Genomic DNA, 18,776 nt, shown 5'->3' with positions numbered 1-18,776 from the left:
CGAACTCGGCCGCGCGCGCCCCTCCGCTACGGCTGGCGCTGAAAAACCCTTGGCAGGTCAGGGAAGCAGTTCGAGTCCGCCCGCCTCGGTGTAGCGGACGGGGACCGGGTCCGCCAGTTCACCGGCGAACACGCCGTCCCGCTCTTCGACGAAACCGATGAGGTGCCACCGGAAATCGCCGTCCCGCACCAGCCGCGCCGCGTACCACCCCGGGCAGGCCACGGGCCGCGCGAGCGACAGGTCCCACGGCCCGGTCACCGAAGGACCCGGCACGACCCACACCTTGCCCGCCGCGACGCGCTCGCCGACGTTGCTGCAGAACAACAACAGCGGCTGCCCGTCCACGACCGCGACCTGCGGGACTTCGAGGTGGCCGAAGCCATCGGGCCGGGTCAGCGGCGGCTCGACGCGCCAGGTGAGGAGGTCGGACGAGCGGGCGTGACCGATCACCCCACCGCCGCGAAGCGGGTCCTCGCCCTTCGCGTGCGCCGTGACGAGCATGTGCCAGCCGTCCCCGTCCGGGGACGGGAACACCCACGGGTCACGCCACGCCTCCCCCGCCCAGTCGGCGCGGCCGCAGTGCTCGTACCAGGTGGGATCCGGTTCGACCAAGGGCTTTTCGCCGAAGCGGTGCCACGTGCGCAGGTCCTCGGAGATGGCGAGCCCGATCCGCTGCACCACGTGGTCACCGTCGTCGCGGACTCCCGTGTAGAACAGGTACCACCGCCGGTCCGGGCCCCGCACGACGGACCCGGTCCAGGTCGCGAGATCGTCCCAGGCCGGCGCGTCGGCGGGGACGAGCGCGTCGGCCGTCAGCTCCCAGTGCCGCAGGTCGGCCGACACGGCGTGGCCGATGGAGGCGCGCCGGTGCCGCCGTTCGGGGTCGAGCAGCGCGCGGGACGCCCGCAGGAAGAAGACGTGGTGCCGCCCGTCGTCGTCGGTGGTGTACCAGCTGTCCCACAACCAGTGGTCGGGCAGGCGCAGCATCGAGGACCTCCTGGTGCGTGGTTCAACGACGGGGGCTCGCGACGGAATCGCGGACGCGCAACGGCATCGGCACCCGGTGGTACTTCTCCCCCGTGGCGGTGCCGTCGATCTCGGCGAGCAGCACGTCGACCGCCTCGCGCCCGAGTTCGTAGTACGGGAGCGCCACGGTGGTGACTTTCGGGCGCATCCACGTGGCCAGCGGGTGGTCGTCGAAGGACACCACGGACACGTCATCCGGTACGGTCAGCCCGGCGTCGTCCAGCGCCTGGTAGGCGCCGAAGGCGATCCGGTCGTTGAGGCAGATCAGGGCGCGGGGCTTGGTGCGCGAGAGCAGTCCGGTGGTCGCGGCGAACCCCTCTTCGGGTTGCCAGTCACCACACAGGGAGCCACTCGCGATCTTGACCCCGGCCGCGGCGAAGACCTCGCGCACGCCGACGAGCCGTTCCACCGCGGCGACGCTGTCCCGCGGCACGTTGCGGGTGCTGGGACCGGCACCGATCACGTGGATCCCCTCGCGGTGACCGGCTTCCAGCAGGACGCGGGCGGCGGTGCGGCCGGCCTCGACCTCGTCCGGCACCACCACCGGCAGCGGCGATGACGTCTTCGGCACAGCGTTGAGCAGCACGACCGACGTCGACCGCGGGCTCTTGGGCACGCTGATGCGCCTGGTGTACATCGAAGCGAGCACGATCCCGTCGACCTGCCTGTCGTGCATGGCTTCCAGCAGTGCGCCCTCGAGCTCGGCGTCCCCTTCGGACTCACCGATGAACAACAGGAAACCCCGGTCCCTGGCGGCTTCGATCGCCCCCTTGATCATGTCGCCCGCCAGCCGCGACGTGGCGACCGTGTCGGACACGAAGCCGATGGTGCGCGTGCGCCCCGTGCGCAGCCCCGCGGACACCATGTTGGGCCGGTAGCCCATTTCGTCCGCCGCCGCCCGGATCCGCTCCTGGACCGCGCCGGAGATCCGCAGTTCCGCCCCGCGCCCGGACAGCACGAGCGAAGCGGTGGACCGCGACACCCCGGCGGCCTCGGCCACATCGGCCAGCGTGACCCGTCGTGGCCTCAACTCCGCGCTCCCGCCTGCTCCGGCCACCGCACGCGACGCGGACAGGCCTTGACACCAGCTCAACCGATCACCGAGACTACCCATGCTAACGCGGTTTAGCAAGATCCGACCCGCTGGACCGGCCGAATCCGAGCCAGGGAGGGGACAAAGTTGTCTCGTCGAACACCCACCAGCCGGCGCACCCGGCTCCCCGTCGTCCTCGTGCTCGCGGGCGCACTCGCGGCCGCCTGTTCGGGGCCGGGCGGCGACGCGGGCGCGGGGAACGCCACCGCCACCGCGGTCACCTCGGCCCCGACCTGCGGCAGCCAGCCGGTCACGATGCGCGGCTACTTCGAAACCGGCTTCCCGGTGACGAAGGCGCTCACCGACGAGTTCACCAGGCAGTTCCCGAACGTCACCTGGGACGTCCGCGAGGACCAGTTCGCGGTGATCACCCAGAACGCGCCGCGCGTGCTCGCGGACGACCCGCCGGACCTGATGCGCCTTCCCCAGCTGTCCGAACTCGTCAAGGACGGGCTGATGAAGAACCTCGACGGGTACGCGCAGTGGTTCGGCTGGGACAAGTGGCCGGCCGGGCAGCTCGCCCAGCTGCGGATGGGGCCCGGCGGCCGCCCGCGCGGGGCGGGCTCGCTGTACGCGATGGGCCTGAACTTCAGCGTGACCGGCGTCTTCTACAACAAAGACCTCGCCACGCGCATCGGGATGTCCGGTCCACCCAGGACACTCGCGGAACTCGACGACGCGCTGGCGAAGGCGAAGGCGGCGGGCATCCAGCCGATCCAGCAGTTCAACGGCGGGGCGACGGGTGGCCTCGCGTTCCCGCTGCAGGACCTCATGGCCTCCTACGGCCAGCCCGGCCCCGTCAACGACTGGATCTTCCAGAAGCCGGGCGCGACCATCGACACGCCGGCCGCCCGGCAGGCGGCGCAGCACCTCGACCAGTGGATCAAGGCCGGGTACTTCACGCCGGACGTCAACGCGGTCGACTACTCGCAGATGATGAGCCGGTTCCTCGCGGGCCAGGGCCTGTTCAGCTTCAACGGGGACTGGGAGTCCGGCAACCTGGACGAGCACCTGCCCGGCAAGGTGGGCTTCTTCCCGATGCCGCCGGCACAGGCGGGCGCCCGCCCCGCCGCCATGTCGGCACCGCTCACGGTGGGCATCAGCGCCAGGGCGGCGCACCCCGACTGCGCGGCGTTCTTCCTGAACTGGGTGGCGACGAACCCGAAGGCGCGGGAGATCGCCGTCCAGGTCGGCGGTTCGCACCCGATGGGTCCCGCGGACGCGCCGATGCCGCCGGTCGCACCGGGCACGGTCACCGCGAGCACACTCGAAGCGGCGGCGCAGGTCGACGCGGACGGCACCGCCATGGACTTCATCGCCAACGCCACCGGCGCGATCTACGCCAAGAGCTGGACCCCGCAACTGCAGAAGCTCGTCGCCGGGGACCAGACCCCGGACGGGCTGCTGCAGTCGGTGCAACGCGACTACACCGAGCAGGTCGGGGGCTAGGCCCGGATGGCAGGACCGACTGGAGTCGTCGCCGGGACGCGGCGGGCCACCGCGGTGGCGCGGACCGCGCGGTCCCGGCGGCGACGGCGCCGCACCGGCCGGCTCGGCTGGCTCTTCGTGGCGCCCGCGCTGATCGTCTACGCGGTGTTCGTGCTGCGGCCCCTCCTGCTCACCTTCCAGTACTCGCTGTACGACTGGGACGGGATCGGCCCCTCGACGTGGGCCGGGCTCGGCAACTACGGCAGGGTGTTCACCGATCCGGACCTGTACTGGTCGATCCTCAACGCGTTCAAGCTGATCCTGTTCTTCAGCGGGGTGCCGGTGCTGCTCGGCCTCGCGATCGCGGCGACACTCCGCCGCATCGCGAAGAGCAGGCTCGCACTCGTCGCGCGCACGGTGTTGTTCCTGCCGCAGGTCATCCCGCTCGTCGCCGCCGGCATCGCGTGGACGTGGCTGCTGGCGGCCTCCGGTGTCGTCAACCAGGTCCTGTCGGCGGTCGGTCTCGGCGGGGTGACGAAGGCGTGGCTCGGCGATTCCGGCACCGCGCTGCCCGCGGTCGGCGTGATCGGCGCGTGGGTCCTGCTCGGCCTGTGCATCCTGCTGTTCCTGTCGGGCCTGAGCAAGATCGACCCGGCGCTGTACGAGGCCGCGCGCATCGACGGCGCCGGGGCGGTCCGCGAGTTCTTCTCGATCACCGTACCCGGGCTGCGGCAGGAGATCGGCGTGGCCGTGACGGTGACGATGATCGCGGCACTGGCGAGTTTCGACATCGTCTACGTGTCCACCCAGGGCGGTCCCGGCAACGCGACGATGGTGCCGGGACTGGAGATCTACTACCTCGCGTTCTCGCAGCGGGAGGTGGGGCTCGCCTCCGCGCTCGCCGTCGTGCTCATGCTGCTGGTGCTCGCCCTGGTGCTGCCGATCCAGCGCCTGACGAGGGAGGAGTCCGCGTGATCGGCGTTCGCCGGGAGGGCTGGACGGGACGGGTCCTGCTGGTACTGCTGATGGTGGCCACGTTGCTGCCGTTCGTCAGCCTGTTCGTCACGGCGCTGCACCCGCCGGGGACGTATCCGTCCGGTTTGGACTGGCCCGCCGATCCGCGGTGGGGCAACTTCGTCCGGGCGTTCGAAGTCGCGCGGCTGGCGGAGTTCCTGAAGTCGAGCGTGCTCATCGTGCTCGGCGTGGTGCCGGTCTCGCTCGTGATCGCGACGATGGCGGGCTTCGCGACCGGGCACCTGCGCATGCCCGGCGGGCGCGTGGTGTTCCTGGTGTTCGTGCTCGGCCTGACGCTGCCGTTCGAGGGCATCATCACGCCGCTGTACTTCCAGGTGCGCGACCTGGGGCTGCTCAACAGCCGGTGGGCGATCATCCTGCCGCTCATCGGGCTGTACATGCCGTTCTCGGTGTACTGGATGCGGGCGCACTTCGTCAACATGCCGCAGGAGCTGTCCGAGAGCGCGAGGGTGGACGGGGTGAACACGTGGCAGCTGTTCTGGCGCATCCACGTGCCGCTGGCGACCCCGGCGCTGTCGTCGCTGGCGATCCTGCTGTTCCTGTGGACGTGGAACCAGTTCCTGCTCGCGATCGTGCTCGTCGACGACCCCACGAAGCGCACGATGGCCGGCGCGCTGGGTGCCTTCCAGGGGCAGTGGGGCACCGACATCCCCTTGCTGTGCGCCGGTTCGCTGCTGATACTGGCGCCGACGCTCGTCGTGTTCCTCATCTTCCAACGGCGGTTCGTGACGGCGCTGCTGCAGGGTTCGCTGAAGGGCTGACGGTCTCAGGCCGGCAGGTCGTCGAATCCTTCGACGACCACTTCACCGTCCGCAAAGGACTTCGCGCGCGCCTCGATGTCGGCCAGTTGCGCCGCGGCCTGGGCGCAGCCGAACCCGTAGCTGCGGCGCACCCGCTCCGAAGCTTCCGTCAACGCGCCGCGGCTGCGGACGACGAAGTCGGCGACGGGGTAACTTTCGCCGGGAACGAAGAACTCCCGCACCACCGTCGACGGCGAATAGCACCGCTGCACGGACGCGTCCGGCCAGCGGACGCGGAACAGCAACTCCGGCACGCGTTCCCTCCCTCACCCGAGCGACGGGAGCAGTCCACCAGCCGGTCGTTTCCGGACCGTTTCCCCCGGAACACCGGCCTGTTACGGCGGTGGTGAGTTCGTCGGCCAGTGATCCACCCTGGCGCGATCACAGCAGCTTCGCCAGCACCCCGCGCAGCGCGGCGAGAGCGGCGGCAGGCTGATCCCAGAACACCATGTGCCCCGCGCCCGGCACCTCCACCAGCTCGGCAGCCGGGTTGGCCGCAGCCGCCTCCGCCGCGCCCGACGCCGTGACCACCGGGCTGTCACCGCCGTGGAGGAGGAACGCCGGGGCCGGCACGTGCGGCCAGTGCTCGAAGAAGTCCTCGGACTCGAAACCGGCGTGGGTGGCCGCGATCGCGGTGCGCGAGCACGACGACAGCCACCGGGCTCGCAGCTCTTGCTCCCGCCGCGGCCAGCGGGGCCACGACCGCGCCACCTCGTCCGCGTCCGTGCCGCGGCGGGCTTCGGCGAGCTGGCCGAGGAACGCCGCGAGCGTCGTGGGGTACGGGCCCCGCCCCGGGCCGCTCATCGGCGGGTCGACCAGGACCACCCCGCGCAGCTCCTCCCGGCCCGCCGCGACGGCGGCGATCCGCGCGCCCATCGAATGTCCTAAAAGGATCGGACGCGACAGGCCGAGCCCGGAGAGGACCGCGTGCACGTCCGCCGCGTAGCTGCCCAGGTCGTAACCACGCGGCGGCTCGTCCTCCTGCGGGGCGTCGTCGGACAGGCCCCGCCCGCGGACGTCGAGCACGAGCGGGCGCACGAGATCCGTCAGCTCCCGCGCCACGAAATCCATCGTGATCGCCGGGCTGGTGATCCCCGGCAGCACGACCACCGGCACGCCGTCCGGCGGCCCGTAGTCGAGCAGGTGCAGGCGGCACCGCCCGGAGCGTACCCAGCGGCTCACCGCCGGGACGTCGGCGAGGTCGGCCAGCGCGGGCTGGCCGAGGAAGCGGACGGATTCGACCGGGGAAACCATGGAAAACCTTTCTGCCGTCCGGGAAAACGGGCTCAGCGGATGGCGGGCACCGGGTCGGCGAGGTAGGCGACCGCCTCGTCGAGCGCGACGACGTCGGCGTATTTCGCGTGCAGGTCGAACAGGGCCGCGTCGTGCGGCCCCCGCGCGCGGTCACCACACGCCTCGCGCACGACGAGGGTGTTGAAACCGGACTGGACCGCGTCGACACCCGTCGCCCGCACACAGCCGGAAGTGGTGGCACCGCACACGACCACGGTGTCGGCGCCCGCGCCGGTCAGCAACGCGGCCAGCGCCGTCCCGTGGAACGCCGAGGCACCCTTCTTCACGACGAGGTGGTCGTCTTCGCGGAAATCCAGCCGGGGATCGAGCGCGACCGCGTCGCTGCCTTCGCGCAACGCCCGCATCCCCGGTGCCTTGCGGAGCCAGGCGATCCGGTCGCCGTCGGCCTCCGCGGGCGTGTAGCTGATCGCGGTGTAGACCACCGGGACACCACCGCGCCGGGCAGCGGCCACCAGGGCGGCCGTCGCGGCCACTTCGTCGCTCAAATCGGCTCCGGACGCGAAACCCGGCTCCGTGAACCCGCGTGTCAGGTCCACCACCACGAGCGCGGGGCGGCGGCCGCGCGGCACGGCGGCGCCGAAACCCGCGCGGTCGTAGACGGCGTCGGTCGCGGCGCCGTGCAGTCCGGTGGTCGTGGCGTCATCGGCGGGCACGCTGCAGCTCCTTGATGAGTTTGTCCTGGGTGCGGATCCGGCCCAGCAGCCAGCCCTGGAACAACCCGAGCGCGGCCGCGGCCACCACCGGGACGTAGCGTTTGACCCCAGGCGGCACCAGCATCGCGAGTCCGTCGAGGGATTCCCCGCCCGGCTGAGAGACCGTGGTTTCCTTGGCGGGCAACGCTTCCGGGGCCGTCAGCTGCCCGGCGAGATTGCGCGCGAACTCGTCCAGCAGCCTGCCGGACACGGCACCGATCGCGCTCTTGCCGAACTGGGCGAGCTTCCCGCGCAGGGACAGGTCGGTGCGCAGCTCGACGCTCGCCCCGCCCGGCGCCTCACGCACGACCAGCGTCACCTCGGCCTCGGCGTCTCCGCCGCCGTGGCTGTCGGCTCCCCTCGCCGACAACCGCAGCCGCCGCTCGGCGGGCACGACCTCGGTGAACCGCACGCGGCCGGAGTACGCGGCGGTGATCGGGCCGACCTTGACCTTCACCCGGCCAAGGTAGGCGTCGCCGTCGTTGCCGTCGAGCGTCGCGCCGGGGAGGCAGCCCGCGACCCGCTCGACGTCGTTGATCAACGCGAAGACCGTGTCCGGATCGGCCGGGAGGGTCATCTCGTTTTCCAGGATCACGGCGTGGTCTCCTCCTCGGTGACGGCACCACGGCGCCGTGCCGCGGTGCTCGCGATCGCGTCCACGATCGTCTGGTACCCGGTGCAGCGGCACAGGTTCGCCGAGACCGCCTCGCGGATCTCGGCCCGGTCGGCGTCCGGCCGCTGCGCGAGGAACCCTTCGGCGAGCATCAGGAACCCAGGGGTGCAGAAGCCGCACTGCAGGGCGTGGTGCTCGCCGAAGGCCTGTTGCAGGTCCGACGGCTCCCCGCCGGAACCGAGCGACTCGACCGTGCGGATCTCGCTGTTTTCCGCCTGCACCGCGAACATCAGGCAAGCCCGCACCGGTTCCCCGTCGACCAGCACGGTGCACGCGCCGCACACCCCGTGCTCGCACCCGGAGTGGGTGCCGGTCAGGAACAGCTCGTGGCGCAGCACGTCGAGCAGGGTCCGGCGCGGTTCGGCGAGCACCTCGTGCTCGGTGCCGTTGACGGTCAGGACGATCAGCTGGCGGTCGGTCATGACGCGGTGCTCGCCTCCTCGGTGCGGGCGGTGTCCACAGTGTCCAGTGCGGCGAGCACGGTCTGCGGGTGGACGGGGATCGTGTCGAGCTCGATCCCCGTACACCGCAGTGCGTCGTTCACCGCGTTGAGCACCGCGGCGGGTGCGCCGATGGTGCCGCCCTCCCCCGCCCCCTTCGCGCCGTTTTCCGTGAACGCGCAGGGGGTTTCCAGGTGCGACACGGTGATGTCGGGTATCTCGGTCGCGGTCGGCACCAGGTAGTCGATGAAGCTCGCGGCGGACGGCTCGCCGTTGTCCGCGTACGTGACCTCCTCGTACAGCGCCCCGGCGATGCCCTGCGCGATCCCGCCCCGGCACTGGCCGTCGACGACCTTCGGGTGGATCACCACGCCGCAGTCCTCCACGCACGCGTACCGCAGGATGCGCACCTGCCCGGTGCCGGGGTCGAGTTCGACGACGACGGCGTGCGTGGCGTTGGAAAACGTGCCGTCGCCGGGGACGTCGAAGCTCGCGGTGGCCGTCAGTGTCGGTTCGACGTCCTTGGGCAGCAGGTGGCTGCGCAGGTACGCGACGTCGGCGATCTCCTCGTACGACACGCGCCGGCCCGGGTCGTCGAGCCGGACGACCCCGCCGTCACCGTCGAGGGCGACGTTGTCCTCACCGGTTTCCATCAGGTGCGCGGCGATGGTGCGGAGCAGCGCCCCGAGCTTGGTGGCGGCCAGTGCCACCGCCGAACCACCGATCGTCACCGAGCGGGAGGCGAAGGTGCCCCAGCCGTAGGCGATGCGCTCGGTGTCGCCCTGGCGCAGCTTCACCCGGTCGATGTGCAGCCCCAGCCGGTCGGCGACGATCTGGGCGAGCGTCGTCTCGTGCGACTGGCCGTGGTTCATGGTGCCGCTGGTGACCACGACCGAGCCGGTGGTGTCCATGCGGATCTCGGAGACGTCGAACCCCGGTACCACGGTCATCTTCCGCTTCGCGAAGGCGTCGGAGCCGTACCCCGTCCGCTCCGAGAAGCAGCAGTACCCGATGCCGATGTGCCTGCCTTCGGCGGCGGCGCGGTCGCGGAGTTCGTACCACCCCTCGTCGCGGATCGCGGCCTCGGCCAGTTCCAGCGACTCCCGGTAGGTGCCGGGGTCGTAGGTGACGCCGTTGACGCCGGTGTACGGGAACTCGGTGATCAGGTTGCGGCGCCGCACTTCCAGTGGGTCGAGACCGAGTTCCCTCGCCGCGCGCTCCATGACGCGTTCGATCGCCAGTACGTACTGCGGCCTGCTGACGCCGCGGTACGGCGCGGTCGGCGCCTTGTTGCTGGCGATCGCCCGCGCCCGCACGCGGTACTCGGGCACGCGGTACACGCTCGGCATCTCGGCCGCGGCCATCAGCGGCTCGATTCCCGCCGTGAACGGGTAGCACGAGTAGGCCCCCATGTCGCACACGACGTCCACGTCGAGCGCGGTGATCCGGCCCTCGGCGTCGAAGGCGGCCCGCGTGCGGTAACGCTGCTCCCGCGCCAGGAATCCCGCCGTCAGCGCCTCCCTGCGGTCCTCGATCCACTTGACCGGCCGGTCGAGCCGCCGCGCCGCGGCCGCCACGGCGATCTCCTCGCGGCCGACCACGCACTTCTGCCCGAAGCCGCCGCCCATGTCCGGCACCGTGACCCGCACGGTGCGCTCGGGGACCCGCAGCGAACGCGCGAGCGCGGTGCGCACCTGGTGCGGGACCTGGGTGCACGTCTGGATGAGCAGCTGGTCGTCGTGGTCGTCCCAGGACGCCACCACACCACGGGTTTCCAGCGGGAGCGCGTTCTGCCGCCCGCTCTTCGTCACGACCTCGACCACACAACCCCCGTCGGCGCGCGCCGCCTCGAACGCGGCCTCGACGCCCGCGGTGTCGAACATCGACACGTCGACCAGCACGTTGTCCGGCGCCTCGTCGTGCACCGGTGGCGCCGTCCCCGCGAAAGCGCTTTCCTCGGACACGACCGCGTCGAGGGGCTCGTACTCGACCACGGCCGCCTCCACGCCGTCCTCGGCGCTGTAGGGGTCGCGGGCGACGACGAGCGCCACGGGCTCACCGGCGAACCGCACCTTTTCCTTGGCCAGCACGGGCATCGCCGTCGGGGTGAACTCCTCCGGCGGCCGGTCCAGCAGCGCGACGATGTCACCCAGCGCGAGATCGGCCGCGGTGTAGGCGGCGACGACCCCTTCGACCGCCAGAGTGGCCGACAGGTCGACGCCCCGGAGGTTCGCGTGCGCGACCGTCGCACGCACGAAGGCCGCGTGCAGCATGCCCGGCAGGTGGAGGTCGTCGACGAACCGGCCCCGCCCGCTGAGCAGGCGCGGATCTTCGCGGCGCGGCACCGCCGCCCCGACCCAGCGGCCCGCCCGCCCATCGAACCGCGGAACCCGTTGTCCCGCAACGGAGGAGGTCATCGCGTCGGTCCTTTCTCCCACGCCTGGAGCAACGCGCGGGCGACGAGTGTCCGGGTGAGGCGGCGCCGGTACGCGGAGCTGCCGGCCGCGTCGTCCGGCGGGTCCACGGCTTCCGCCGCGGCCTCGGCACACGCGGCGAACAGGTCCGGCCCCGGGACCCCACCGGCGAGCACCGCCTCCGCTTCGGGCACCCGCACGGGTGCGGGAGCCACGCCGCCGAGCACGACCCGTCCTCCGGTGAGCCGCCCGTCCTCGCCGGGATCGAGCGCGACCGCGACGTCGACGATCGCGAAATCCCCGTGGCGGCGGGCGAATTCGGTCAGTGCCGCCCGGGGTGCGGGACGCGTGAAGTGCACCGCGGTCACCACCTCGTCCGGCCCGACCGCCGTGGTGTAGAAGCCGTGGAACAGCTCCGCCGCCGGGATCCGCCGCCGCCCGCCAGCTCCTTCGACGAGGACGACGGCGTCGAGCAGGAGGGCGAGCAGGCACCACTCCGCGGTGGCGTCACCGTGCACGAGACTGCCCGCCACCGTGCCCCGTGAACGGATCGGCAGGTGCCCGACCCAGCGCATGGCCCGCGAGAGGACGTCGAACCCCGGCCCGAGCGCGGCGACCTCGACGGCCCGGTGGGTCACCAGCGCGCCCAGTCTCAGCTCACCGCCCTCGTGCCGGATCGACGTCAGCTCCGGGTCCCGGCGCAACGGCCCCAGATCGACCAGCGCCGTGGGCCTGGCGAGCCGGAAGTTCATCATCGGCACCAGGCTCTGGCCACCGGCGATGAGCTTCGGGTCCTCCCCCGCGGCCGCGAGTTCGCGGAGCAGGCCGACGGCGTCGGGGACGTCGTGGGCCCGGTGGTAGGCGAACGCGGCTGGTTTCACGGGGGTCGGACCTCCTGGTCGGGAACGGGCGCGGTCAGGGCGCGGGGGTCTTCGCGGCCGCGGGGGTGCCGGTGCCGACGGCGATCCGGTCGAGCTCGCGGCCCCGGGTCTCCGGCGCCCCCACCATCATGAACACGACCGCGGCCACGACGAGCAGGCCCAGCAGGGTGAAGGTGAGGGGCAGCCCGAGCACCGGCCACAGCACACTGCCGAACAGCAGTGGCGCGAACCCGGTCGCCGCCCGGCTCGACGACGAGGCCCAGCCGAAGCCGGACGCCCGCAGTTCCGTCGGGTACAGCTCGGAAACGTAGGCGTACATGACCGGGATGACGACGAGCGACAGCAGGCCGAACGCGCCGATCGCCACCACCGCCGCGGCGGAATTCCCCAGCACCACGGAGAAAGCCACGAGCGACAGCGCCGCGAGCGGCCCGGCGACCGCCACCACCCGCTTGCGGCCGACCTTGTCCACGAGCAGCACCGCCAGCACGACGCCGACGATGCCCAGGGCGTTCATCAGCGCCGTCGAGGCGAACGCGGCGATCTCGCCGAAACCCTGAGCCCGCAGGATCGACGGCATCCAGCTCAGCGCGGCGTAGTAGACCAGCATGACGCTGACGAACAGCGACCACGCGATCGCGGTGATCCGGGGGTTGAACGCCCACACCCGCCGCAGCTGGTCGAAGGCGGCCAGCAACGCGCCGCCGCGGGTGTCCTCCACCACCGCGGGCGGGATCGAGTACGGCTTCGGCTCCGCCCCCGTGCGGCGGACGAGGTCGTCGATGACGGCGCGCGCCTCCGGCTCGCGGCCCTTGCGCACCAGGTACAGCGGCGACTCCGGCACCCCGCGGCGGACCCAGACCAGCAGCAGGGCCGGCAGGATCATCAGCACCAGCATCCACCGCCAGTTCCCGGAAACCGGGACGAGCAGGGTCGCCGTGACGGCGGCCAGCGTCGTGCCGACCGGCCACCACCCGTCCATCGCGGACAGCACCCGCCCCCGGTGCCGCCGCGGCGCGAACTCGCTGACGATCGCGTAGTCCACCGGGATGCAGCCGCCGAGGCCGACCCCGGCGAGGAACCGCAGGAGCAGGAACACCTCGACGTTCGGCGACAGCGCCCCGAGCACCGAGAACAGGGCGAACACCAGGAGCGTGACGCTGAACGCCCGTTTCCGGCCGATGCGATCGGCCACCGTGCCCCACACGACGGCACCCACCGCCATGCCGATCAGGTTGGCGGTGGCCACCAGCCCCTTCTGCGTGGCCGACAACCCGAACTCGGCGCCCACCAGCGGGGTGAGGAACCCGTTCAACGCCACGTCCCACGCGTCGAACATGTAGCCGAGACCGCCGATGAGGAAGATCTTGCCTTGCACGTGCCACCGCCAGGGCAGGTCCTGGACGATCTGATCTCCGGTACGCATGACTCGCTCCCAGTGGGTTGTCGGCAGTCGGACGTCAGCGGGCGAACTGGTAGTGGATGGATTCGGTGTCGTGGTCGGTGAGCGGCGTGCCGTGCCACAGCCAGTCGTAGGACACGTCGGACTCGCCGTCGAACCGGCGCAGCTTCTCGTCGCGCTCGCGTTGCTCGGGACCGTCGGGCAGGTGGTAGAAGTCCATGTTCCGCAGGGACGCGTCCTGCACCATGCCCGCGTGCTTGGCGCGCCGGTCCACGTACCGCACGAGCGCCTCGTCGATCCCGTCGCGCGTCACGCGGCCCAGCTCCTCGGCGAGCACCGCCGCGTCCTCCATCGCCTGGGAAGCCCCCTGCGCCTGGTAGGGCAGCATGGCGTGGCAGGCGTCGCCGAGCAGGGCGACCCGGCCGTCCACCCACACCGGATCACGCCGCCTGCGGTACATGGCCCACAGCGAGACGTCCTCGTCCTTGGCCTTCGCCAGCATCGCCGGGACGCGGTCGTCCCAGTCGCCGTACTCGGCGGCCAGCTGCGCCGCGGTGGCCGGGCCGCTCCAGTCCCGCGCGATCGTCTCGCTGCACGGCACGATCGCGACGACGTTGAGGTACTGGCCGCCGCGGATCAGGTAGTGCACGAGGTGCTTGTCCGGGCCGTACCAGATCGTCGAGTGGTAGCGGTCCACGAGGAACCGGGTCGCGGGGTCCTCGGCGATCAGGTCCCCGGAAATCAGGGCGCGGTAAGCCATTTCGCCGGAGAACTCGAGCGTGTCGTCGAACCCGGCGAGGTCGCGGACGGCCGAGCGGATGCCGTCCGCGCCGACCACCAGGTCGCCCTCGAACCGGCGCCCGTCCTCGGAGAACACGGCGGGCCGCTCCGGCCGGCCGCGGTCGAGCCCGGTCACCCGCGCGCCGGTCACGATCCGCACCACCGGCCCGTGCCCGCCGGGGTCCTGGCACGCGTCGAGCAGCACCCGGTGCAGATCGGCGCGGTGGTAGTGCCAGTACGGGGCCCCGTAGGTGTCGGTGACCCGCTGTCCCAGCGGCAGCTGGGCGATGATGCTGCCGTCGGCCCAGCGGCGGCGGACCTGGTCCTGCGGTTCGGTCCGCACCCGTTCGAGCTGGGCACGCAGCCCCAGCCCGATCAGGATCCGGCTGGCGTTGGGCGCGGTCTGGATCCCCGCGCCGATCTCCCCGAGCTGGGGCGCCGCCTCGACCACGGTGACCCTGGCCCCGCGCTGCCGCAGCGACAGCGCGGCGCAGAGCCCGCCGAGGCCACCTCCGACCACCACGACTTCGAACGACTGGCTCGCGGCCACTACGACCTCCTCACGCTCTCGGTGTCCACTGGGCTCACGAAACGGGGACGCGGCCGGCCAGCAGCCGCCCGGCTCCCGGCACGCGGGGTTCGAGGCCGAGTTCGGTCAGCACCCGGTAGGCCGTGGCGGTCGCCGCGGACAGCACCGGCAGCCCGAGTTCGTCCTCGACCGGCTGGATGGCGGGCAACGACGGCATCTGCACGCACGCCGAGAGCACCAGAGCGTCCACATCGGACAGATCGAGCCTGCGATGGTGCTCCCGCAGGTCCGCCGGATCGAGCCTCGCGACGGCGAGGTTGTCCGGCACCTCCAGCGAAAGCGCGTCCGCCACCTCGAAACCGGCGTCCTCCAGGTAGTCGGCCACGGCCTTCGTGAGCGGCTTCAGGTAGGGGGTGATGATCGCGATCTTCCGCGCCCCGAGCGCGGCGAGGCCGGATACCAGCGCACCGGCGCTGGACACGACCGGCGCCGTACTGCCCTGCTCCCGCAGCACGCGCGTGATGTCCTCCTCGGCCGTGCAGTGGTAACCGGGCCCCTGCGCCATGATCGCGACCAGGCACGCGGTGGCGACCACGTCGGGGCGGGCGTCGGCGAGTTCGGCCGCCGCCCGGCCGGACTGCGCGTTCATCGCCCGCAGCTGCTCGGGGGTCACGTGCCGCATGCGGGCTCTCGCGGTGTGGAAGACGAACCGGTCGTCCGGCTCGGCCTCCTCCCTGGCCCGCAGCATCCGCGGCAGCTCGGTCTCCATCGTCAGGTTCGAGCTGGGGACGATCATCCCGATGTGGTGGTCGCGGGTCATCGGCGGCCGGCCGGGCGCATGTCGGCGACGGTCAGCTCCCCCGCGTCGACGATCAGCTCGTCGTCGAGGTACAGGCTGTTGCCGCGCATGGGGATGTCGAAGTGGCAGGGGGTGTCGTTGGGGCCGCCCAGCTCGTTGTTCGGCCCGATCGAGAACATCACGTTGCCGTAGAAGGACCGCAGTTCCATGCCCATGCCGCCGGGGAACTGCGTCAGCCCGTGCCAGTGCGCCCGCTCGTCGAGCCCCCACCCGACGTGCGACATGCCGTAGCCACGCGGGTCGTCGAAGGACTCGATGTAGGACTTGAGCAGTTCGGCGTCCAGGCCGCCGCGGATGTCGCGGATGAAGCCCTGTTCGATCGTCAGCTCCACCGGTGTCTGCACGTACTGGTTGAACGGCAGCAGCACGTCGCCGGGCGCCAGCACGATCCTGCCGTCCACGCCGTCGTCGGCGCCGCCGGTGAACACGAACGCCGCGGGCCAGTGGTCCCAGCGGCCCGGCTGGTCGGTGTAGCCGTACTCGGACAGGGTCGGGTAGACGCCGAGCCGGTACGTCACGTCCGTGCCGTGCGGGCTCGTGATGCGCATCGTCTGCGCCTTGGCCAGCAACTCCGCGCCGATCTCGACCCGCTCACGCAGCTCCTTCGTCGGCATCAGCCGCGCCAGCAGCTCCGGCGGTTCCACGGCCGTGAGGATGCGGGTGCCCGCGTCCTGGATGGCGAACTGTTCCTTGGAGAACAACAGGAACGTGCAGTCCACCACCATGTCCGCGCTCTTGAGCGCCTCCACGGCGAGCGGGATCCCGGCCAGCCCGGACTCGCCCACGGCCCAGGCCCCGGACGCGCTCACCGGGGACGGCAACCGCATGTGGTAGGTCGCGGCGCCCAGCTGCTGCGCCGCCCACAGGAACGCGTCGGCGTATTCGGCGCGGTCCGCCCCGCGGGTCAGCACCACGACGGTTTCGCCCTCCCGCACCCCCGACAGGGTCAGCTGGCGCAGGCAGATTTCGTTGAACAGGTTCTGATCCATCGTTGACCACCTCCCAATTGATCCGAACACGTACTATCCGGATACGCAAGGGTTGGGGCCGGATTTTACGTAGCCGTTTCCTGCGCCGGGCGCGGCCGGACGACTGCGACAGCACTTTCGCACCGCGCCCGACCTGGTGTTTTCCGGGCACGGCGGCACCCGGGATCTTCCGGACACGTATGATCGGCCGCGTGCCACGGTTACGGGCACGAGGCGATGAGGAGAGGGAAAACGATGGGTGAGCCGCGCACGAGCCGACGCGGACGGGGGGCGCAGGCCACCGGAGCGGCACCGCCGCCGGACCTGCTGGCCGCACCCGGCTACGGTGCGCGCAGGTTGTACCAGGCCTACCTCGCCGCGTGGAACCGGCACGTGGACCCGGTGCTGACCGGGCCCCAGTTCGCGGTGCTCTCCGCGGTGCGCGCCTATCCGGGCAGTGACCAGAGTTCGCTCGCGGGCGCGGTCGCGCTCGACACGTCGACCATGGCCGACCTCTGCCGCCGGCTGGAGCAGCGGGGGCTCATCCAGCGCACCGAATCCCCCCGCGACGCGCGGCGGAAACTGCTGTCACTGACGGAGGAGGGCGCGGCGGTCCTGAACCAGGTCAACCGCAGGGCCCGCAGGCTGGACAAGGCGCTGCTGGACGGGGAGGACCTGCCCGAAGCGCGCGACACCGCGGCGATGCTCAACGCGCTCGCCGCCCGCTGGGAAGAGGTCGCGGCCTTCGACAAGCTGTGACGGCTGTACCGGGACGGCCGCGCCACGGACCGTCCACTTCGGACGCTAGCTCACCTGGGCGGCGTGCTCGGCGAGGCCCGCCGCCATCCGGCCCATGAACCGGCGGAGGTAGCGTTGCATGAACCAGCGCATCCCCCAGCGCGCCGAATACGTGCCGTGCCAGCGGATGCGTGTGCCGCCGTCCGGCAGCTCCGTCAGGTCGATCGCGGCCCGGTAGTCACTCAGCTGCGGGTTTTCCGCGCCCTCGTAGGCAAAACGGCGACCAGGCTCCAGTGCGGTGATCCGCTCCTTGGTGACGACCTTCCCGGTGCGGAACGCGCGCACCGCGCCGACCTCGTCGTGGCCGTCGGCGGAAAGGTCCGCCGACTGGCCGGTTTCCAGTGCGTCGACCGCGGACCACTCCGGCCAGCTGCGGGCATCCAGCAGCAGGGCCCACACCGCCGACGGCGGCGCGGGGGTTTCGACGGTGACGTCGTAGGACTGCATCTTTCCGGGTTTCCTCATCCTGTCGTGCGTACTTCGCGGAACGCGTCCCTGATCTCGGACACGAGAACGCCGGGCCGCTCCAGCCCGGGGAAATGACCGCCGCACTCCAGGACGTGCCACGTGCGCAGGTCCCGGTAGCGCCGCTCCGCCCAGCGGCGCGCGGTCGGCCAGGGTTCGGCGGGGAACAACGAGCAGAAGGTCGGCACGGTGACCGGTAACGCGTTCTCCTCCGCCGCGCTGCGCGGCACCCACCTGAGTGCCTCCCAGTACCAGCGTGAACTGGACGCACCGGTGCCGGTGAACCAGTACAACGCGATGGTGTCGAGCTGTTGCGCCAAGCTCACGCCGCCGGAATCGGCGTAGGCGGCGAACTTCTCACCGAGCCAGGCGGCCAGCCCGGCGGGCGAGTCGAGCAGCGCGTACCCGATCGTCTGCGGTCGCGTGCCCATCTGCATCCCGAAGCCGTACCCGTCGGCCAGGTGCCGGTCGCGGCGGTTGAGCATGCGTTGTTCGTCCGGGGTGGGCGCTGCCCGGTCCTCCGGCAGCGGCGACGCCACCGGCATCGTCAGGTGCAGGCCCGCGACGCGCTCGGGCACGAACCGGGCCAGTTCGGTGCTCACGTGCGCGCCCCAGTCCCCGCCGTGTGCCGCGAACCGCGGGTAGCCCAGCACGGTCATCAGATCCGCCCACGCCCGCGCCGTGCGGCCGGGGTGCCAGCCCTGTTCCGCCGGCCGGTCGCTGAAGCCGAAACCCGGCAACGCGGGCACGACCACGTGGAAGGCGTCCCCCGCGGAACCGCCGTGGGCGACGGGATCGGTGAGCGGCCCGAGCAGCTGCTCGAACTCCAGCACCGAACCCGGCCAGCCGTGGGTCAGCAGCAGCGGCAGCGCCGACGGTTCCGGTGAACGCACGTGCCAGAAGGCGATCCCGAGCCCGTCGAGCTCCGCCCGGTAGTGCGGGAACGCGTTCCACCTGGCCTCGGTCGCGCGCCAGTCGTGCCGCCGCCACTCGTCGAGCAACGTGGTGAGCCGCCGCAGTTCGAGGCCCTGAGTCGCGTCCGGGACCGTCTCGGGTTCGGGGAGCCGCACGCGGTCCAGGCGCGCACGCAGGTCGTCCAGATCGCGCTCGGCGACGTGGATCTCGAAGGGCTCGGGCGTCATGCGGGAACCGTAGGGCCGCGCTCGTGCCCGGCCCCAT

At 71.7% G+C, this 18,776-nt stretch carries 19 protein-coding genes; 4 read left to right on the top strand and 15 right to left on the bottom strand.

The window, feature by feature from the left end:
• Positions 1-57: 57 nt before the first annotated feature.
• On the bottom strand, positions 58-987 hold the full coding sequence (locus tag ABFX51_RS03865) for a glycoside hydrolase family protein (protein WP_346052178.1): 930 nt from the start codon (positions 985-987) through the stop codon (positions 58-60).
• A gap of 22 nt (positions 988-1,009) precedes the next feature.
• Positions 1,010-2,056, bottom strand: a complete 1,047-nt coding sequence (locus ABFX51_RS03860; RefSeq protein WP_346052176.1) for a LacI family DNA-binding transcriptional regulator — start codon at positions 2,054-2,056, stop codon at positions 1,010-1,012.
• 150 nt (positions 2,057-2,206) lie between these two features.
• On the opposite strand from ABFX51_RS03860, the gene ABFX51_RS03855 reads away from it, so the two are divergent.
• The 3 genes from ABFX51_RS03855 to ABFX51_RS03845 are packed head-to-tail and all read left to right on the top strand — an operon-like array spanning position 2,207 to position 5,343.
• Positions 2,207-3,568, top strand: a complete 1,362-nt coding sequence (locus ABFX51_RS03855; RefSeq protein WP_346052174.1) for an ABC transporter substrate-binding protein — start codon at positions 2,207-2,209, stop codon at positions 3,566-3,568.
• Positions 3,569-3,574: 6 nt separating this feature from the next.
• Entirely contained in the window at positions 3,575-4,522 is a 948-nt protein-coding gene (locus ABFX51_RS03850; protein WP_346052172.1) for a carbohydrate ABC transporter permease, read from the top strand.
• The gene (locus ABFX51_RS03845) at positions 4,519-5,343 is read left to right on the top strand and encodes a carbohydrate ABC transporter permease (RefSeq protein ID WP_346052171.1); all 825 of its coding nucleotides are present in this window, start codon (positions 4,519-4,521) and stop codon (positions 5,341-5,343) included. Before ABFX51_RS03850 ends, ABFX51_RS03845 begins: the two co-directional genes overlap by 4 nt.
• A 5-nt stretch (positions 5,344-5,348) precedes the next feature.
• Here the strand turns inward: ABFX51_RS03845 and ABFX51_RS03840 are convergent, their stop codons facing one another.
• The 11 genes from ABFX51_RS03840 to ABFX51_RS03790 all read right to left on the bottom strand — a co-directional run bounded on the left by ABFX51_RS03840 (position 5,349) and on the right by ABFX51_RS03790 (position 16,355).
• A complete protein-coding gene (locus ABFX51_RS03840; protein WP_346052169.1) occupies positions 5,349-5,636 on the bottom strand; it encodes an MSMEG_0570 family nitrogen starvation response protein in 288 nt (95 codons plus the stop codon).
• Positions 5,637-5,763: 127 nt separating this feature from the next.
• A complete protein-coding gene (locus ABFX51_RS03835) occupies positions 5,764-6,636 on the bottom strand; it encodes an alpha/beta fold hydrolase (protein WP_346052167.1) in 873 nt (290 codons plus the stop codon).
• 32 nt (positions 6,637-6,668) lie between these two features.
• A complete protein-coding gene (locus ABFX51_RS03830) occupies positions 6,669-7,349 on the bottom strand; it encodes an isochorismatase family protein (RefSeq protein WP_346052165.1) in 681 nt (226 codons plus the stop codon).
• The gene (locus ABFX51_RS03825; protein WP_346052163.1) at positions 7,336-7,983 is read right to left on the bottom strand and encodes an SRPBCC family protein; all 648 of its coding nucleotides are present in this window, start codon (positions 7,981-7,983) and stop codon (positions 7,336-7,338) included. Before ABFX51_RS03825 ends, ABFX51_RS03830 begins: the two co-directional genes overlap by 14 nt.
• A complete protein-coding gene (locus ABFX51_RS03820; RefSeq protein ID WP_346052161.1) occupies positions 7,980-8,483 on the bottom strand; it encodes a (2Fe-2S)-binding protein in 504 nt (167 codons plus the stop codon). The genes ABFX51_RS03825 and ABFX51_RS03820 overlap by 4 nt, the downstream gene beginning before the upstream one ends.
• The gene (locus ABFX51_RS03815) at positions 8,480-10,918 is read right to left on the bottom strand and encodes a xanthine dehydrogenase family protein molybdopterin-binding subunit (protein WP_346052159.1); all 2,439 of its coding nucleotides are present in this window, start codon (positions 10,916-10,918) and stop codon (positions 8,480-8,482) included. Before ABFX51_RS03815 ends, ABFX51_RS03820 begins: the two co-directional genes overlap by 4 nt.
• Positions 10,915-11,796, bottom strand: coding sequence for an FAD binding domain-containing protein (locus tag ABFX51_RS03810; RefSeq protein WP_346052157.1), 882 nt, complete (start codon positions 11,794-11,796; stop codon positions 10,915-10,917). The genes ABFX51_RS03815 and ABFX51_RS03810 overlap by 4 nt, the downstream gene beginning before the upstream one ends.
• A gap of 34 nt (positions 11,797-11,830) precedes the next feature.
• Positions 11,831-13,222, bottom strand: coding sequence for an MFS transporter (locus tag ABFX51_RS03805; RefSeq protein WP_346052155.1), 1,392 nt, complete (start codon positions 13,220-13,222; stop codon positions 11,831-11,833).
• A gap of 34 nt (positions 13,223-13,256) precedes the next feature.
• Positions 13,257-14,528 (bottom strand): FAD-dependent monooxygenase, encoded by a 1,272-nt coding sequence (locus ABFX51_RS03800; RefSeq protein ID WP_346052153.1) that lies wholly within the window; start codon positions 14,526-14,528, stop codon positions 13,257-13,259.
• A 34-nt stretch (positions 14,529-14,562) separates the two neighbouring features.
• Positions 14,563-15,327 (bottom strand): maleate cis-trans isomerase family protein, encoded by a 765-nt coding sequence (locus ABFX51_RS03795; RefSeq protein WP_346052151.1) that lies wholly within the window; start codon positions 15,325-15,327, stop codon positions 14,563-14,565.
• A complete protein-coding gene (locus tag ABFX51_RS03790) occupies positions 15,324-16,355 on the bottom strand; it encodes a 2,5-dihydroxypyridine 5,6-dioxygenase NicX family protein (RefSeq protein ID WP_346052149.1) in 1,032 nt (343 codons plus the stop codon). The genes ABFX51_RS03795 and ABFX51_RS03790 overlap by 4 nt, the downstream gene beginning before the upstream one ends.
• A gap of 234 nt (positions 16,356-16,589) precedes the next feature.
• On the opposite strand from ABFX51_RS03790, the gene ABFX51_RS03785 reads away from it, so the two are divergent.
• Positions 16,590-17,093: a MarR family winged helix-turn-helix transcriptional regulator gene (locus ABFX51_RS03785; protein WP_346052147.1), complete on the top strand. Its 504-nt coding sequence runs from the start codon at positions 16,590-16,592 to the stop codon at positions 17,091-17,093.
• 45 nt (positions 17,094-17,138) lie between these two features.
• Here ABFX51_RS03785 and ABFX51_RS03780 read toward each other — a convergent pair whose 3' ends face one another.
• Both ABFX51_RS03780 and ABFX51_RS03775 read right to left on the bottom strand, forming a co-directional pair.
• Positions 17,139-17,579 (bottom strand): SRPBCC family protein, encoded by a 441-nt coding sequence (locus tag ABFX51_RS03780; protein ID WP_346052384.1) that lies wholly within the window; start codon positions 17,577-17,579, stop codon positions 17,139-17,141.
• Between the two features lie 14 nt (positions 17,580-17,593).
• Positions 17,594-18,739 (bottom strand): epoxide hydrolase family protein, encoded by a 1,146-nt coding sequence (locus tag ABFX51_RS03775; protein WP_346052145.1) that lies wholly within the window; start codon positions 18,737-18,739, stop codon positions 17,594-17,596.
• Positions 18,740-18,776: the final 37 nt, after the last annotated feature.

Origin of the sequence: Amycolatopsis dongchuanensis, from assembly GCF_039542405.1 — a bacterium.
Lineage (GTDB): Bacteria > Actinomycetota > Actinomycetes > Mycobacteriales > Pseudonocardiaceae > Amycolatopsis_E > Amycolatopsis_E sacchari.
This window is presented reverse-complemented; position numbering and strand designations above follow the sequence as displayed.

What these genes read in the sequence shown, in the direction of transcription:
- ABFX51_RS03865 (WP_346052178.1), bottom strand. Translation starts at nt 987, where the DNA reads ATGCTGCGCCTGCCCGACCACTGGTTGTGGGACAGCTGGTACACCACC.
- ABFX51_RS03785 (WP_346052147.1), top strand. Translation starts at nt 16,590, where the DNA reads ATGGGTGAGCCGCGCACGAGCCGACGCGGACGGGGGGCGCAGGCCACC.
- ABFX51_RS03805 (WP_346052155.1), bottom strand. Translation starts at nt 13,222, where the DNA reads ATGCGTACCGGAGATCAGATCGTCCAGGACCTGCCCTGGCGGTGGCAC.
- ABFX51_RS03780 (WP_346052384.1), bottom strand. Translation starts at nt 17,579, where the DNA reads ATGCAGTCCTACGACGTCACCGTCGAAACCCCCGCGCCGCCGTCGGCG.
- ABFX51_RS03835 (WP_346052167.1), bottom strand. Translation starts at nt 6,636, where the DNA reads ATGGTTTCCCCGGTCGAATCCGTCCGCTTCCTCGGCCAGCCCGCGCTG.
- ABFX51_RS03815 (WP_346052159.1), bottom strand. Translation starts at nt 10,918, where the DNA reads ATGACCTCCTCCGTTGCGGGACAACGGGTTCCGCGGTTCGATGGGCGG.
- ABFX51_RS03790 (WP_346052149.1), bottom strand. Translation starts at nt 16,355, where the DNA reads ATGGATCAGAACCTGTTCAACGAAATCTGCCTGCGCCAGCTGACCCTG.
- ABFX51_RS03850 (WP_346052172.1), top strand. Translation starts at nt 3,575, where the DNA reads ATGGCAGGACCGACTGGAGTCGTCGCCGGGACGCGGCGGGCCACCGCG.
- ABFX51_RS03820 (WP_346052161.1), bottom strand. Translation starts at nt 8,483, where the DNA reads ATGACCGACCGCCAGCTGATCGTCCTGACCGTCAACGGCACCGAGCAC.
- ABFX51_RS03775 (WP_346052145.1), bottom strand. Translation starts at nt 18,739, where the DNA reads ATGACGCCCGAGCCCTTCGAGATCCACGTCGCCGAGCGCGATCTGGAC.
- ABFX51_RS03795 (WP_346052151.1), bottom strand. Translation starts at nt 15,327, where the DNA reads ATGACCCGCGACCACCACATCGGGATGATCGTCCCCAGCTCGAACCTG.